Annotated in this window: 14 protein-coding genes; 10 read left to right on the forward strand and 4 right to left on the reverse strand. The window is 70.0% G+C overall.

Annotation, left to right across the window (positions count from 1 at the left end):
- The first annotated feature begins 103 nt into the window (after positions 1–103).
- Entirely contained in the window at positions 104–937 is an 834-nt protein-coding gene (locus ACS5PM_RS08650) for a helix-turn-helix transcriptional regulator (RefSeq protein ID WP_439387194.1), read from the forward strand.
- Positions 938–959: 22 nt separating this feature from the next.
- Here the strand turns inward: ACS5PM_RS08650 and ACS5PM_RS08655 are convergent, their stop codons facing one another.
- A complete protein-coding gene (locus tag ACS5PM_RS08655; RefSeq protein ID WP_439387195.1) occupies positions 960–1,448 on the reverse strand; it encodes a hypothetical protein in 489 nt (162 codons plus the stop codon).
- A gap of 420 nt (positions 1,449–1,868) precedes the next feature.
- On the opposite strand from ACS5PM_RS08655, the gene ACS5PM_RS08660 reads away from it, so the two are divergent.
- The 5 genes from ACS5PM_RS08660 to ACS5PM_RS08680 all read left to right on the forward strand — a co-directional run bounded on the left by ACS5PM_RS08660 (position 1,869) and on the right by ACS5PM_RS08680 (position 7,027).
- The gene (locus ACS5PM_RS08660; RefSeq protein ID WP_439387196.1) at positions 1,869–2,345 is read left to right on the forward strand and encodes a (2Fe-2S)-binding protein; all 477 of its coding nucleotides are present in this window, start codon (positions 1,869–1,871) and stop codon (positions 2,343–2,345) included.
- Complete coding sequence (locus ACS5PM_RS08665; RefSeq protein WP_439387197.1) at positions 2,342–4,648, forward strand: xanthine dehydrogenase family protein molybdopterin-binding subunit; 2,307 nt, start codon at positions 2,342–2,344, stop codon at positions 4,646–4,648. The genes ACS5PM_RS08660 and ACS5PM_RS08665 overlap by 4 nt, the downstream gene beginning before the upstream one ends.
- An 18-nt stretch (positions 4,649–4,666) precedes the next feature.
- The gene (locus tag ACS5PM_RS08670) at positions 4,667–5,296 is read left to right on the forward strand and encodes a glutathione S-transferase family protein (RefSeq protein WP_439387198.1); all 630 of its coding nucleotides are present in this window, start codon (positions 4,667–4,669) and stop codon (positions 5,294–5,296) included.
- A 125-nt stretch (positions 5,297–5,421) separates the two neighbouring features.
- Positions 5,422–5,679, forward strand: a complete 258-nt coding sequence (locus ACS5PM_RS08675; protein ID WP_439387199.1) for a helix-turn-helix domain-containing protein — start codon at positions 5,422–5,424, stop codon at positions 5,677–5,679.
- A gap of 10 nt (positions 5,680–5,689) precedes the next feature.
- Complete coding sequence (locus tag ACS5PM_RS08680) at positions 5,690–7,027, forward strand: type II toxin-antitoxin system HipA family toxin (protein ID WP_439387200.1); 1,338 nt, start codon at positions 5,690–5,692, stop codon at positions 7,025–7,027.
- A 31-nt stretch (positions 7,028–7,058) separates the two neighbouring features.
- Here ACS5PM_RS08680 and ACS5PM_RS08685 read toward each other — a convergent pair whose 3' ends face one another.
- The 3 genes from ACS5PM_RS08685 to tkt all read right to left on the reverse strand — a co-directional run bounded on the left by ACS5PM_RS08685 (position 7,059) and on the right by tkt (position 11,456).
- The gene (locus tag ACS5PM_RS08685) at positions 7,059–8,117 is read right to left on the reverse strand and encodes a hypothetical protein (RefSeq protein WP_439387201.1); all 1,059 of its coding nucleotides are present in this window, start codon (positions 8,115–8,117) and stop codon (positions 7,059–7,061) included.
- 175 nt (positions 8,118–8,292) lie between these two features.
- Positions 8,293–9,294: a type I glyceraldehyde-3-phosphate dehydrogenase gene (gene gap / locus ACS5PM_RS08690; RefSeq protein ID WP_439387202.1), complete on the reverse strand. Its 1,002-nt coding sequence runs from the start codon at positions 9,292–9,294 to the stop codon at positions 8,293–8,295.
- Between the two features lie 86 nt (positions 9,295–9,380).
- Positions 9,381–11,456, reverse strand: a complete 2,076-nt coding sequence (gene tkt, locus ACS5PM_RS08695; protein WP_439387203.1) for a transketolase — start codon at positions 11,454–11,456, stop codon at positions 9,381–9,383.
- Positions 11,457–11,592: 136 nt separating this feature from the next.
- Between tkt and speD the strand changes: the two genes are divergently transcribed.
- From speD to ACS5PM_RS08715, 4 genes are all read left to right on the forward strand, one after another.
- A complete protein-coding gene (speD, locus tag ACS5PM_RS08700) occupies positions 11,593–11,988 on the forward strand; it encodes an adenosylmethionine decarboxylase (protein WP_439387204.1) in 396 nt (131 codons plus the stop codon).
- A 117-nt stretch (positions 11,989–12,105) separates the two neighbouring features.
- Positions 12,106–13,569 (forward strand): hypothetical protein, encoded by a 1,464-nt coding sequence (locus ACS5PM_RS08705; protein ID WP_439387205.1) that lies wholly within the window; start codon positions 12,106–12,108, stop codon positions 13,567–13,569.
- On the forward strand, positions 13,566–14,285 hold the full coding sequence (locus ACS5PM_RS08710; protein WP_439387206.1) for a nucleotidyltransferase family protein: 720 nt from the start codon (positions 13,566–13,568) through the stop codon (positions 14,283–14,285). Before ACS5PM_RS08705 ends, ACS5PM_RS08710 begins: the two co-directional genes overlap by 4 nt.
- An 8-nt stretch (positions 14,286–14,293) precedes the next feature.
- Positions 14,294–14,689: a VOC family protein gene (locus tag ACS5PM_RS08715; RefSeq protein WP_439387207.1), complete on the forward strand. Its 396-nt coding sequence runs from the start codon at positions 14,294–14,296 to the stop codon at positions 14,687–14,689.
- Positions 14,690–14,694 lie beyond the last annotated feature (5 nt).

Raw genomic sequence — 14,694 nt, forward strand, 5'->3', positions numbered from 1 at the left:
TGTATCGGCCGTTCCCAATTGAAACGGCGTGATCCCTCGCGCCTGCCGCTCGCGCTTGGCACTTCGAGAGAGCGTCGTGCTCGAGGACACGGGGAGAGACCAGATGCTGGACTTGCACGCCTGGGCGCCGGAAGGGCGAGACCTGCGATCGGACGCGGACACGCCGCAGGCCGGCTTCCCGCCGTGCTGGGGATTGCAGCCCGCGCTGCTTGCGGAGCTGAAGGAGGCCGGCAGCGCCTGCCACCGCCGCGAGCGGGTGCAGGCGGTGTTGCAGGCGCTGGGCTTCGACGAGGTCGGTTTCGGCGCCCTGGACACGAGCCGCGGCGCGCCCGTCGTGCGCTCCTTCTGCAGCGAATACGCCGACCGCCGCTGGACCGAGCGCTACTTCGCGCGCCGCTACCAGGAGTTCGACCCCCGCCTGCGCGCCATCGAGCGCAGCAGCCTGCCCTGCCTGTGGACGCTGCAGGAGCTGGCCCGGCAGCCGGTGGCCGCGGACCACCGGACCGAGCTGTGCGCACTCGTCGACGACCTGCACGAGCGCGGCGTGTCCGGCGGCCTGATGCTCGCTCTGCCGGCCCTGCCCGGCCAGCCGCGGCGCTTCGTCAGCCTGCTCTCGCGGGGCACGCCACCGCGCCGGCTCGACGATGCCGCCCTCGGCCGCGTGCTGCTGGTCGCCTGGTGCCTGGACGAGCTGCACCGCGGCTCACCCGGCGAGCTCGACACGGACGAAGACCGCCCCATGGGCGTTCTTTCACCCCTGCAGGAGCAGATCCTCGACCTGCTGTCGCGCGGCATGGGCGACAAGCAGATCGCCGCGCGGCTCGACATCTCGCGCCACAACGTCGACTACCACCTGCGCCGCCTTCGCAAGCGCTTCGGCGTTCGCAACCGCGTCCAGCTCATGCATGCGGCGTTGCAGACTCGCCAGGCGGGCTGAACGGCGCGATATCGCGCGCCGTTCAGGGCAGATACACCGGCTCCTGGGCAAACACAAACTCGACCGAAGGATGGGTCGCCAATCGGTCCAGCGCCGCGAGCGAGCGCACGATGGCTTGCACTTCAGGACCGGACGGCACGTCCCCGATGACTTCGATCTCGTGGGAGTCCATGGCGGCGGTAAAGGCCGCCTTCATGGCCGTCAGCTTGGCTCGATACCGCTGGCCGGCCGCGTCGTTCAGCACCTGTTTTTGCGCCGTGGTCGTGGACCGGTCCGCGTAGATCTCATCGGTTTCCCGGCGCCTGCCTTCGGTCAATTCCAGGGCTGCCAGCCGGATCAGCACCTTGCACGAGCCGGTCGCCTCGATCCGCTCCACCACCTTGGGTGAGACCCGGTCCGCGAGCGTCCGCGTGCCGCCGGACTGACCCAGCGCCGCAATGGGCACCGCGCCGAGCGACAGCCAGGCGAGAAGAAGGCAGGCGAGCCGCCGTCTGCCGATGGGCGTCGTCATCAGGAACAGGGCCGCGGATCCTGGGAACAGTTGGGGCCGCCGCCGCTGCGCACGCTGACGCTGAGCGCTGACCGTCCCCGAGACGCCGCCCGAAGTCGCCGAAGAGTGAGTCGCATGTTCAATTCCTCCCTATTTCACGTTATGTAACTTCGGCGCATCGGCCTACCCACGGCGCCATGCGATTCCGAGTGGGACCCGGGATACAAGCAAGTCAGCACAGCTTGGCGATCAAGAGATTGTGGAGTCGGCAAGGGAAGCGCGCGCAGCAGGCTGCCCCGACGAAAACGCTTCGGCGTGCGCAGGTGGGTCCAGCCATACACGCAACGTTGCAATCGCGCCCGCCGGGCTGAACGGCGCGACCGGGCGGATCTGCCAAACTCCCCACGCCGCCCGGCCGGGCGTTGGAGAGTTTGGCTGCCCATGGAACTGATGATCAATGGCCGGAAGACGGCGCTGGATGATGCCGCGGTGGCGCCCGAGATGCCGCTGCTGTGGGTCCTGCGCGACGTGCTGAACATGACGGGCACCAAGTACGGCTGCGGTGTCGCTGCCTGCGGTGCGTGTACCGTGCACGTGGATGGGCAGGCCGTTCGCACCTGCGTCACGCCGGTGTCATCGGTGGCCGGCAAGGCCATCCGCACCATCGAGGGCCTGGGCTCGCCCGAGGCACCGCATGCCTTGCAGCAAGCCTGGGTGGAACACAACGTGCCGCAGTGCGGCTACTGCCAGAGCGGCATGCTGATGGCCGCGTCCGCCCTGCTTCAGAAGAACGCCAACCCGAGCGACGCCGACATCGACGCGGCCATCACCAACCTTTGCCGCTGCGGCACCTACCCGCGCGTGCGGGTGGCCATCCGCAGTGCCGCCGAGGCGATGCGCGGAGGCAAGAAGGCATGAAGCTGACGCGCCGCTTCATGCTGCTGTCGGGCCTGGGCGCCGCCGGCGCGCTGGTGCTGGGTTGGGCCGGCCTGCCGCCGAGGAGCCGGCTGGGCGCCGCCTCCCTGTGGCCGGCCGATGGCGGCGACATCGCGCTCAACGGCTGGATCAAGGTCTCACCGGACGGCAGCGTCGCGTTCGCCACGCCCTTCGCCGAAATGGGCCAGGGCGTGCACACCGCACTCGCGCTGCTGGTGGCCGAGGAGATGGACATCGCGCCGGCGCGCGTCACGCCGGTGCAGGCACCGCACGATTCGATCTACGGCAACGTGGCGATGTTCGTCGGCAGCCTGCCCCTGCACCCCTCCAGCACCGAGCCCGGCCACCAGACGACCGGCGCGCGCCTGGGCCAATGGATGGTGCGCAAGGTGGCGCGCGAGCTCGGCATCGCGGTCACCGGCGGATCCTCCACGGTGGCCGACGCGTGGGACCCGCTGCGCCTGGCTGCAGCCACCGCACGGGCCCAGCTGCTGGGTGCCGCATCGCTGCGCTGGAAGCTGCCTGTCGACGAATTCCAGGTCGAGGACGGCGTGGTGCGCCATGCCGCCGGCGGCGAGCACGCCCATTACGGCGAGCTGGCCGTGGCGGCCGCATCCACGCGGCCCGGCGACGTGCGCTTCAAGCCGCGCGAGCAGTGGCGCGTGATCGGCAAGCCGCAGCCGCGGCGCGATGCGCTGGCCAAGAGCAACGGCAGCGCCCGCTACGGGCTCGACACGCGCGTGCCCGGCATGGTGTACGCCGTCGTGCGCCATGCGCCGGCCATCGGCGGCGTGCCGGGCCGCATCGACACCCGCGAGACGATGAAGCGGCCCGGCGTGGAGCGGGTCGTGCGGCTACCGCCGCTGGCCGGGTCGACCGATGCGGTGGCGGTCGTCGCGCGCAGCACCTGGCATGCGCGTCAGGGCGTGCAGGCACTCGAGGTCGAATGGCGCGCGCCACCGGGCGGCGGGCTGGAGTCGGCAGCCATCGTCGAGCAGCTCGCGGCGCAAGCGAAGGCCGCCGCATCCGATGACGATGGCTTCGGCTTCTACTCGCGCGGCGATGGCGCCGGCGGCCTCGCCAAGTCGGCGCAGAAGCTCGAGGCCCTCTACCAGGCGCCCTACCTGGCCCACGCGACCCTGGAGCCGATGAACTGCACGGCGCGCGTCGGCGCGGATGGCGCGGTCGAGGTCTGGGCGCCGACCCAGGTGCCCACCCAGGCCCGCGACGCCGCGGCCCGCGTGGCCGGCGTGGATCCCGAGAAGGTCACCCTGCACGTCACCCTCCTGGGGGGCGGTTTCGGCCGCCGGCTGGAGGTGGACGTGATCGCGCAAGCGGTGCGCGTCGCGATGGAGACCGGTGGCCGCCCTGTGCAGCTGGTCTGGCCGCGCGAAGAGGACTTCGGCCACGACTTCTACCGCCCGGCCGGCGCGGCGCTGCTGCGCGGCGGGCTCGACGAGCACGGCCGCCTGGTGGCCCTGGCCATCCACAGCGCCGGCGATGCCATCAGCCCGCGCTGGATGGAACGCACGCTGCCCAGTCTGTCCGGCCCGGTCGACACGCCCGACAAGACCACCGCCGAGGGCCTGTTCGACCTGGCCTACGACGTGGCGCACCAGCGCATGGCGCACGTGGCCACGCGCAGTGGCGTGCCCATCGGCTTCTGGCGCTCGGTCGGCCACTCGCACAACGCCTTCTTCAGCGAGGGATTCATCGATGAACTTGCGCAGGCCGCCAGGGCCGATCCCGTGGCCTTCCGGCTGGGCCTGCTCGAAGCCATGCCGCGGCATGCGGCGGTGCTGAAGCTGGCGGCGGACAAGGCCGGCTGGGGGCAGCCCCTGCCCGCCGGCCGCGCGCGGGGTGTCGCCTTGCACGAGAGCTTCGGCACCATCGTCGCGCAGGTGCTGGAGGTGTCGATCGAGACGGTAGATGGCAAGAAGCGCCCTCGCGTGCACCGCGTGGTCTGCGCGCTGGATTGCGGCACGGTGGTGCATCCGGATGGTGTCGCCCAGCAGGTCGAGAGCAGCGTCGTGTTCGGCCTGTCGGCGGCGCTCGCGGGCCGCATAGACATCGTCGGGGGCGAGGTGCAGCAGAAGAACTTCCCCGACTACCCGCTGCTGGGCATGCGGGATGCTCCGGTCGTCGAGACGCACTGGATCAACAGCACGCGGGCGCCGACAGGCATGGGCGAGCCCGCGTTGCCCCCCGTGGCGCCGGCCCTGGCCAACGCCCTGTTCGTTCTCACCGGCCAGCGTCTGCGCAGCCTGCCGTTGCAGCTGGCCTGAACCCAAGGAGGATCCGGCATGTACACGCTCTACGGAACCAGGGGCAGCGGCTCGTCGATCGCCGAGGCCGGCCTCGAGCGCTGCGGTCTCGAGTACCGCATCGTGCGGGCCTCGCGGTGGGAGGCCGATTCGGCCTACGACGAGCTGAAGAAGGTCAACCCGCTGGGCCAGATCCCGACGCTCGTGCTGCCCGACGGCAGCGTGCTGACCGAAAGCGCGGCGGTCTTGATGCACCTGGGCCTGGAGTTCCCCGAAAGCGGCCTGCTGCCGGCCACAGCCTCGGCACGCGCCCAGACCCTGCGCGGTCTGGTCTTCATCGCCGCCAACTGCTACAGCGCCATCAGCCAGATCGACTATCCCGAGCGCTACACCACCGAGACCACGGAGGCCGCGCAGGAGGCCGTGCGCCAGGGCGCCCGCCGCGTGCTGCACCGCCACTGGGAGATCTTTGCCGACACCTTCGCCGGCCATCCCTTCCTCGGCGGCGCGCAGCCCGGCGCGCTGGACATCATGGCGGCCATAGTCTCGAAGTGGTCCGGCGCCCGCAAGCACCTGGCGGCCGAGCGGCCGCAGTTCCATGCGCTGCTGCAAAGCATCGAGACGCATCCCTCGCTGGTGCCCGTGCTCAGGCGCCATTTCGACGCTTGAGGCGAGGCAGGTGCCAGGGAGATTGATATCGGTCAACGCCAGTATTGTACGAATATTGGCCTTACGCAGTATTTTGCGACTATCGCCCTGAACCAGTAATATGCAGACTCCTTGGGGGGTCTGCCATGAGCTATCCGATACGCCTGACCGAGCAGCTGAAGCCGCAGCTGAAGGCCCTGCGCAAGGCGCGCGGCCTAACGCAGGCGCAGCTCGGCGAGCTGATAGGCGTGAAGCAGGCCCGAATGGCCGAGATCGAGGCCCACCCCGGCACGGTCAGTCTCGAGCAACTGGTGAAGCTGCTGTCGGCGCTCGGCGCCACGCTCCATCTCCACGTCGAGGCTGACGCTGTCCAGGGCGCGGCATCAGCGCCGGGCAGCTGGTGAGCCCCGTACCATGAACGCCCTGGGCGCCTGGATGAATGGCGAGCGTGTCGGCACCTGGCGTGTCGAACGCGGCATCCATCGCTTCGTCTACGACGAGGGCTGGATGGAATCGCCGCGCCGGCGGTCGCTGTCGCTGTCGTTGCCCGTCACGCCGGCGCGCCAGGTGCGCGGGCCCGCCGTCGCCCACTACTTCGACAACCTGCTGCCCGACAACGAGCACATCCGGGCGCGCCTCGCCCGCCGCTTCGCATTACGCGACGCCGGGACCTTCACGCTGCTCGAGGCGATCGGCCGGGACTGCGTCGGGGCGGTGCAGCTGATGCCGGACGGGACGCAGCCGGAAGGCTGGGACCGCGTCGAGTACCGGACGCTGGACGAGGCACGCACGGCTGCGATCCTGCGTGCGGTGGCCACCGGCACCGGCCCCGGCGCCTGGGGCGAGGACGAGGAGCCCTTTCGCATCTCCATCGCCGGCGCGCAGGAGAAGACAGGCCTGCTGCGGCTGCCCGACGGCCGCTGGGCCCTGCCCCATGGGGCTACGCCGACGACCCACATCCTCAAGCTGCCCCTGGGCCTGGTCGGCGGCTCTCGCCGTGTCGACCTGGGCGACTCGGTGGCCAACGAATGGGTCTGCAGCCGCCTCCTGGCGGCGCTGGGGCTGCCGGTGGCCCGCACGGAGATGGCCTGTTTCGAGGACCAGCAGGCGCTCGTCGTCGAGCGCTTCGACCGCGCGTGGATGGACGGCGGCCGCTGGATCGCCCGCCTGCCGCAGGAGGATTTCTGCCAGGCCCTGGGCCTGCCGCCTTCGGCCAAGTACGAGGCCGACGGCGGCCCGGGCCTGGCGGACGGCCTGCGCCTGCTCTCCGGCAGCCGGCAGGGGGCGAAGGATGCATCCACCTTCCAACGGGCGCAGCTGGCCTTCTGGCTGATGGCCGCCACCGACGGCCACGCGAAGAACTTCTCCATCTTTCTGCACGCCGGCGATGCCTATGCCCTGACGCCGCTGTACGACGTGCTGTCGATGTGGCCCTACATCGGCGACGGCCCCAACCAGTGGCGCCGCCAGCGGGCGCGGCTGGCGATGGCGATGCGCTCGAAGAACGTGCACTGGGAGCTGGAGCGCATCCGCACGCGCCACTGGCACCAATGGGCGATGAAGAACGGCGGCCCTGCCGCGTGGAAGGCGATGCTGGGGCTGGTGGATCGGGTCGAGGCCGCTGTCGACCAGGTGCAGGCCGAGCTGCCGGCGGACTTCCCGCCCCGGACCTGGGCGACCATCGCCGACGGCATGCGCTGGCACCTGGCGCGGTTCCGCGAGGGCCTGGCCGAGATCGACGCCGTGGCGTGAGCGATGACCAGGCGCCTCGCGACGGGCTGCTTCAGCGAGGCGTCAGACGGAACGCCTCGAAATGGTCGTAGAGCACGAAGCTGCCGGCCAGGATCTGGCCGCGCTCGTTGATGGCGATGCCGTGCGTCAGCCGGTAGCTGTGGCCCGCGGCATCGCGGCAGCCGTCGGCATCGAGCCGCGTGTTGAGGTCGATCGGCACGTCGCCGTAATGCGGCCAGACCAGCGCGCCCTTGTCCTGCGAATCGATGCTTCCCACCACCGTGCCGGCATCGTTGATGTCGGTCGCCCGGGCTTCGGCCGCTCCGGCCGGCGCCTGGAGGTCGAAGGCGATGCCGTCGATCCAGCCTATCGGGCGGTAGGGCGAGGTCCATTCGCCCAGGCTGCTGAACCCGACCACCACGCCGTCGCGGTTGACGGCCAGCGCCTCGGAGTAGGCGCCGTAAGCAGAAGCGCCCAGGTCGACCAGGCTGGACCGGCCGCCGGTCCACTGCACCGCATGCCAGGTGTTGAGGGGGGCGTCGCTGCGGCCGACGATCGTGCCCGAGGCGTTGATCGCATGGGCGCGGCTCGCGGTCTTGTGCGGCCCGTGGACGCCGGCCAGCGCGCCCAGGTCGATCGCCTGGCCGTTCTTCCACGCCACGGCATGCTCGACGCCCAGCGCATTGGTGCTGAAGCCGACCGCCTGGCCGCGGGCGTTCAGGTCGTTGGCCCGCCCGTTCGCCCCGAACGCGTCGGTCAGCTGCGGCAGCGCGGTGGGCACGCCCTGGATCCAGACGAAGGGCAGCTCGTGGCCGAGGTAGGTGAGCGAACCGGCCAGGTCGCCCTGGCGATTGATCGCGAAGGCGACGGCGGTTCCGCTTTCCATGCCGGTCGGGTTGGGCAGCATCTCGGCGCGACGGCCGCGCCAGACGGCGGCGTGCCAGGTGTCATGGTCGGGCCGATACGTGCCGGCCACCGCGCCGTCGCGGCCGATGTCGGCCGCATTGGTCCACGCTTGCAGCAGCCGTTCGCAGCGGTAGGTCGCCGGTTCGGCGGCCAGGCTGGTGGTGGCGATGGCAGCCAGCGCGAGGGTCGTGAGGGCGGTTCTCATGGGTCGTCGGTTCCCTGTGTTGGATGGACTGCGACGACTCTAGGGGCCTGACATGACGGGTCGGTCCCCTAGCTTCGAACTTGCACGCAGCCGCACTTGCGCATAGGCGACGACACCATGGCACCAACGCAAAAGGGGCCCGCAGGCCCCTTTGTTCACTGTGCAGCAGAACGCCTTACTTGGCCACCACGCGCACCATCTCGAGCACCTTGTTCGAGTAGCCCCACTCGTTGTCGTACCACGCCACGACCTTGACGAAGGTCTTGTCCAGGGCGATGCCGGCTTCGGCGTCGAAGACCGAGGTCATGGCCTCGCCGCGGAAGTCGGTGGAGACCACCTTGTCCTCGGTGTAGCCCAGCACACCCTTCATCGCGCCGGCCGAGGCCGCCTTCATCGCATTGCAGATGTCCTCGTAGCTGGCTTCCTTGACCAGCTCGCAGGTCAGGTCGATCACCGACACGTCCGAGGTCGGCACGCGGAAGCTCATGCCGGTCAGCTTCTTGTTCAGCTCGGGGATCACCACGCCCACCGCCTTGGCGGCGCCGGTCGACGACGGGATGATGTTCTCCAGGATGCCGCGGCCGCCGCGCCAGTCCTTGTTCGACGGGCCGTCGACGGTCTTCTGGGTGGCGGTGGTGGCATGCACCGTGGTCATCAGGCCGCGCTTGATGCCGAAGCTGTCGTTCAGCACCTTGGCGACCGGTGCCAGGCAGTTGGTCGTGCAAGAGGCGTTGGAGATGATGGCCTGGCCGGCGTAGGTCTTGTCGTTCACGCCGTAGACGAACATCGGCGTGTCGTCCTTCGACGGAGCCGACAGGATCACCTTCTTCGCACCGGCGGCCAGGTGCTTCTCGGCGGTTTCCTTGGTCAGGAACAGGCCGGTCGATTCGACGACGACGTCGGCGCCGACCTCGCCCCACTTCAGCTCCGCCGGATCCTTCACCGCGGTCAAGCGGATCTTCTTGCCGTTGACGATCAGCGTGTTGCCGTCGACCGCGACCTCGCCCTTGAAGCGGCCGTGCACGCTGTCGTACTTCAGCATGTAGGCCAGGTAGTCCGGCTCCAGCAGGTCGTTGATGCCGACGACCTCGATGTCGTTGGCGAAGTTCTGCACCGCGGCGCGGAACACCATGCGGCCGATTCGGCCGAAACCGTTGATACCGATCTTGATCGTCATGCTTGTCTTCCTAGGTTGGCGTGTCGATGATGGAATGCTGAGGCCAAAACAACGAGGGGCGCGCCTCGCGGCCGCCCCTTGTTCGATTACTTGCCGAGAACCTTGCGCACCGTCAAGGCCACGTTCTCCGCCGTGAAGCCAAAGAGCTTGAACAGCACGCCGGCGGGAGCGGATTCGCCGAAGCGGTCGATGCCGACGACGGCGGCGCAGCCGTACTTCCACCAGTAATCCGTCACGCCCATCTCCACTGCGATGCGCGGCAGCTTGGGCGGCAGCACCTCGGTCTTGTAGGCCAAGTCCTGGCGGTCGAACACGCTGGTCGACGGCATGGAGACCACGCGCACGGCGATCTTGGCCTGGGCCAGGATCTGTTGCGCGTTCAGGGCCAGCTGCACCTCGGACCCGGTGGCGATGATCACCGCCTGGGCCGCCTTCTTCAGGCCGACTTCGCTCGGTTCGGCCAGCACGTAGGCGCCGCGCGTGATGACGTCGGCATCCTGCTTGGGCGCGTAGGGCAGGTTCTGGCGCGACAGCAGCAGCGCGCTGGGGCGGTGCTTGTTGGCCAGGGCCATGGTCCAGGCGACTGCCGTCTCGGTGGTGTCGGCGGGGCGCCAGACGTCGAGGTTGGGAATCAGGCGCAGGCTGGCGGCATGCTCGATGGACTGGTGCGTCGGACCGTCCTCGCCCAGGCCGATGGAGTCGTGGGTGAACACGTGCACCACGCGGCGCTTCATCAGCGCGGCCATGCGGATGGCGTTGCGGCAGTAGTCGCTGAAGGTCAGGAAGGTGCCGCCGTAGGGGATGTAGCCGCCGTGCAGCGCGACGCCGTTCATGATGGCGGCCATGCCGAACTCGCGCACGCCGTAGTTGATGTGGCGGCCGATGCGGCCTTGCTCATCCTTCACCACCGCGCCGGCGGCGTCGAAGCGCAGCGAAGGCGTGGACTTGGTGTTGGTGAGGTTGGAGCCGGTCAGGTCGGCCGAGCCGCCGAGCATCTCGGGCAGGGCTGCCGTGAACTGCTCCAGCGCGAGCTGGCTGGCCTTGCGGCTGGCGACCGTCTCCGCCTTCTCGTGGGCCTGGCCCACCGCCTCGACGGCGATCTCGGCGAAGTTCTTCGGCAGGTCGCCGGCCATGCGGCGGGTGAACTCGGCGGCGAGTTCAGGGTAGGCCGCCGTGTAGGTGGCGAAGCGGGCGTTCCACTCGCCCTCGGCGGCGGCGCCGGCGTCATGCGCATCCCAGGCGTGGAGGATCTCGTCCGGCAGCACGAAGGGCTCGTGGTTCCAGCCCAGGGCCTCCCGGGTGAGCTTGATCTCTTCGCTGCCCAGCGGCTCGCCGTGGGCCTTGGAAGTGCCGGCGCGGTTGGGCGAGCCCTTGCCGATGGCCGTCTTGCAGACGATCAGGCTGGGCTTGTCGGTGGAGCGGCGGGCGGCGTCGATGGCGGCGTCGATGGCTCCTACGTCGTGGCCGTCGACCGGGCCGATCACGTTCCAGCCGTAGGCCTTGAAGCGCGCCGGGGTGTCGTCGACGAACCAGGGGTCGACCTTGCCGTCGATCGAGATGCCGTTGTCGTCGTAAAGGGCGATCAGCTTGTTCAGCTTCCAGGCGCCGGCCAGGGCGCAGGCCTCGTGGCTGATGCCTTCCATCAGGCAGCCGTCGCCAAGGAAGGCGTAGGTGCGGTGGTCGACGATCGCGTGGCCTTCGCGGTTGAACTCGGCGGCCAGCAGCTTCTCGGCCAGCGCCATGCCGACCGCGTTGGTGATGCCCTGGCCGAGCGGCCCGGTGGTCGTCTCGATGCCCGGCGTCACGTCGACCTCGGGGTGGCCCGGGGTCATGCTGTGCAGCTGGCGGAAGGCCTTGAGCTCTTCGACCGGCAGGTCATAGCCCGTCAGGTGCAGCACCGAATAGATCAGCATCGAGGCGTGGCCGTTGCTGAGCACGAAGCGGTCGCGGTCGGCCCAATGCGGGTTGCCGGGATGGTGCTTGAAGTGCCGGGTCCACAGGGCCTGGGCCATTTCGGCCATGCCCATCGGGGCACCGGGGTGGCCGGAGTTGGCCTGCTGCACGGCATCCATCGCCAGGGCGCGGATGGCGTCGGCCATCTGCAGGGGCTTGTCGGCGGTGGCGGGGGTGGGGGAGAGGAGCGTCGTGTCGTCGGCGGCCATGGGCGGTCCTGGGCCCCTGGCGGGGCCGGTCGGGGAAGCGGGGAGAACCGGCGATTTTAATCGGCGGCCGCAGGGGGCTGGTTTCGAGCCGGTTTCGTCGCGCTGAGCGACCGCAGGCGCCGGGATAATCGCCGCCATGCAAGGCCTGCACCTCACCGCCGATCTGGCCGGCTGCGCCGCCGACGCGCTGGCCATGACCGACCCGTCGGCGCTGCGCGAAGCCTGCCTGGCCGCCGTCGCCGCGGCGGGACTGCGGGCGGTGGGCGAGCTCTTCCACCGCTTTGCTCCCCTGCCCGGCTCCGCGCAGCCCGCCGGCGTGACGGGCGTGGTGCTGCTGGCCGAATCGCACCTGGCGGTGCACACCTGGCCGGAGCGCGGCGTGGTCACGCTGGACGTCTACGTCTGCAACCTCGGAGCGGACCATTCCGGGCAGGCCGAGGCCCTGCTGGCACACCTGCAGGCGAACTTCGCGCCGGCGGGGGCCCGGTTGCAGCGCCTGCTGCGCGCCCCGCCTGCAGACCGCGCCGGTTGACCCTGGCGCGCGGGCGGCGATACCGGTGTTCACCGTTCCGCCATGAGCGCTCTGCTATGGTCCCGCCGATCGCGTTCGTGATCGAACACCCGCTCGAAAAACAAGGAGGCCCGCCACATGAGGCGCCCCGCTGATTCCGTCGTTGTGGATCCATCTTCGTCTTCGCACCGCCGCTGGCGCACCCTGTGCAGCCTGGCGGCACTGTGGCTGTCCGGCACGCTGGCCCAGGCGGCCGAGACCACGCTGGACTTCGATTTCGCGCAGGCGCATGACTTCCTCGGCTTCGGCACCCAGGTCTGGCTGAAGGGGGAAAAAGGCGACAAGGGCGGCGATCGTGGCGCGAAGGCCGGTGGCAACGAGCAAGCCGGCTGGCAGCTGCTGAAGGAGCTCAACGCCCGCTTCGTGCGTGTCTCGCTGATCCCCAAGATCACCTTCGACCAGCTGCGCCCCGGCATGAGCGTCGAGCAGTACCTCGAGATCCTGCAGCGCAACGACAACCCTGCCCAGCGCCAGCGGCTCTCCCTCTTCAACCAGCGCCTGCGCGAGCTGAACATCCAGCCGGTGCTGATCTTCTGGCGCATGCCGGAGCCCTGGGTCGACAAGCGCCAGCAGAAGGCCGGCTCCAAGCAGCAGGCGCATTTCGCGCGGCCGGATCGCCTGGGCGACTATGCCAACCTCGTCACCGCCCAGATGGCCTGGCTGCAGCGCCAGGGCGTGCAGGCCGCGGCAGTCGAATTGACCAACGAGCCGCAAGGGGCCTGGGACACCAAGTACGAGCGCGAGGACTACGCGGCGCTGGTGCAGAAGACGCGCGCCGCCATGGATGCCAACGGCCTGCAGCGCTGGCCGATCGCCGGGCCCGGCACGGGCATCCCGAACTTCGACCACTACATCGGCGGCATCCTGAACAGCCCTGCCGCCAAGTCGCTCGGCTACGTCAGCGCCCACGTGTACCTCAAGCCCGATGTGCTGGCCGACCGCGGCACGCCGGGCATGGCCAGCTTCCTGGGTCGCGGCAAGTTCGGCCCCATCCTGATCACCGAGTTCGGCGTCAAGCAGCACAACGAGGACGACCCCGCCGCGGACAGCGACCTCGACGTGACCGCGCCCGACTACGGCCTGCAGGCCGCCAGCACCGCGGCCATGCTGCTGGCGCAGGGGGCCGGCGGCCTGATCTACTGGCAGCTGCAGGATTTCTCGTGGAACCGCAAGCAGCACGGCATGCTGTCGGAGAGCGGCGAGCGCCGGCCAGTGGCCGCGGCGATGAAGGCCTTGTTCGGCAGCGTGCCCGCCGGCGCCAAGGCGGTGGGCGCCAAGGCCCCGCGCGCCGAGCTGCCGGCCGTGGCGCTGCAGGCGGGCGGCAAGAGCTACCTGATGCTGGTCAACCGAAGCGGCCAGGCCCAGACGGTGACGGCGAAGCTGGGCGGCGGGGCGCAAGCCTGTGGCGCGCTGGTTCGCGTCGATGCCTACAACACGAGTGGTGCAGATGCCCGCAATGCCGTGCGCAACGCCAGCGTGCAATCCTGTACCGTGAAAGCCGAGCTGCAGCCCGGCACTGTGGCCACGGTGGTGATGCAATGAAAGCCTCCATACCCGCCCCACGCGCGATCGTGCTGGCCGCCGGCCGCGGCGAACGCATGCGGCCCTTGACCGACACCTGCCCCAAGCCATTGCTGCCCGTGCAGGGCCGGCCGCTCATCGAGTGGCATCTGCTCGCCCTGGCCAAGGCCGGCGTGCGCGAGGTCGTCGTCAACACCGACTGGCTCGAAGAGCAGTTCCCCGCGGCGCTGGGCGACGGCTCGCGCTTCGGCCTGGTCCTGCGCTACTCGATGGAAGGCAAGGACCACGGCGGCGCGCTCGAGACGGCAGGCGGGATAGCCAAGGCCCTGCACTGGCTGGCGCCGGACGGCGACCCGGCGCCTTTCTGGGTCGTGTCGGGCGATGTCTTCCTGCCCGGTTTCGAGTTCGCCCCGGCCGACGCGCAGGAGTTCGCCGCCCGGCGCGAGCTCCTCGCGCAGCTGTGGATGGTGCCCAATGCGCCGCACCACCCGCGCGGCGACTACGGCATCGGCCCCGACGGGCTGGCGTTGCTGCAGGCGCCGCAGCGCTACACCTGGGCCAGCGCGGGCCTGTTCCGCGCGGCGATGTTCGCGGACATCCAGCCCGGCACCCGCATGCCCCTGCGGCCCCGCCTGGACGCGGCCATCGCCGCCCATCGCCTGGCGGCGCGCCTGTGGCACGGCGCCTGGACGGATGTCGGCACGCCGGAGCGGCTGGCCGAACTGAACAACCACTGAGGCCCGCCATGGCCGTCCTCGGCTTCAGCCACTACAACCTGCGCGCGCCGCGGCCGATGCTGGACCGGCTGCGCGACTTCTACGTCGAGGTGGTGGGCCTGCAGGCCGGCCCGCGCCCGCCCTTTCGAAGCTTCGGCTACTGGCTCTACGCGGGCGGCGAGCCGGTGCTGCACCTGAGCGAAGCCGCTCCGGGCGAATCGCGCGCCTGCACCGGCAGCACCACCTTCGACCACGCGGCCTTCCGCTGCAGCGACCTCGGCGAAACCGAATCGCGCCTGGCCGCCCTCGGCATCGCCTTCGAGCGCGCCGAGGTGCCGACCACCGGCATCGTGCAGCTGTTCTTCAGCGACCCGGCGGGCAACGGGGTGGAGCTGGGGTTCGTGCCCGCAAGCTCACCGCAATGAAGAGC

This window comes from Ideonella flava, from assembly GCF_051857595.1.
In the GTDB taxonomy this organism is placed as follows: domain Bacteria; phylum Pseudomonadota; class Gammaproteobacteria; order Burkholderiales; family Burkholderiaceae_C; genus Ideonella.

What these genes read in the sequence shown, in the direction of transcription:
- ACS5PM_RS08650 (WP_439387194.1), top strand. Translation starts at nt 104, where the DNA reads ATGCTGGACTTGCACGCCTGGGCGCCGGAAGGGCGAGACCTGCGATCG.
- ACS5PM_RS08655 (WP_439387195.1), bottom strand. Translation starts at nt 1,448, where the DNA reads ATGACGACGCCCATCGGCAGACGGCGGCTCGCCTGCCTTCTTCTCGCC.
- ACS5PM_RS08660 (WP_439387196.1), top strand. Translation starts at nt 1,869, where the DNA reads ATGGAACTGATGATCAATGGCCGGAAGACGGCGCTGGATGATGCCGCG.
- ACS5PM_RS08665 (WP_439387197.1), top strand. Translation starts at nt 2,342, where the DNA reads ATGAAGCTGACGCGCCGCTTCATGCTGCTGTCGGGCCTGGGCGCCGCC.
- ACS5PM_RS08670 (WP_439387198.1), top strand. Translation starts at nt 4,667, where the DNA reads ATGTACACGCTCTACGGAACCAGGGGCAGCGGCTCGTCGATCGCCGAG.
- ACS5PM_RS08675 (WP_439387199.1), top strand. Translation starts at nt 5,422, where the DNA reads ATGAGCTATCCGATACGCCTGACCGAGCAGCTGAAGCCGCAGCTGAAG.
- ACS5PM_RS08680 (WP_439387200.1), top strand. Translation starts at nt 5,690, where the DNA reads ATGAACGCCCTGGGCGCCTGGATGAATGGCGAGCGTGTCGGCACCTGG.
- ACS5PM_RS08685 (WP_439387201.1), bottom strand. Translation starts at nt 8,117, where the DNA reads ATGAGAACCGCCCTCACGACCCTCGCGCTGGCTGCCATCGCCACCACC.
- gap (WP_439387202.1), bottom strand. Translation starts at nt 9,294, where the DNA reads ATGACGATCAAGATCGGTATCAACGGTTTCGGCCGAATCGGCCGCATG.
- tkt (WP_439387203.1), bottom strand. Translation starts at nt 11,456, where the DNA reads ATGGCCGCCGACGACACGACGCTCCTCTCCCCCACCCCCGCCACCGCC.
- speD (WP_439387204.1), top strand. Translation starts at nt 11,593, where the DNA reads ATGCAAGGCCTGCACCTCACCGCCGATCTGGCCGGCTGCGCCGCCGAC.
- ACS5PM_RS08705 (WP_439387205.1), top strand. Translation starts at nt 12,106, where the DNA reads ATGAGGCGCCCCGCTGATTCCGTCGTTGTGGATCCATCTTCGTCTTCG.
- ACS5PM_RS08710 (WP_439387206.1), top strand. Translation starts at nt 13,566, where the DNA reads ATGAAAGCCTCCATACCCGCCCCACGCGCGATCGTGCTGGCCGCCGGC.
- ACS5PM_RS08715 (WP_439387207.1), top strand. Translation starts at nt 14,294, where the DNA reads ATGGCCGTCCTCGGCTTCAGCCACTACAACCTGCGCGCGCCGCGGCCG.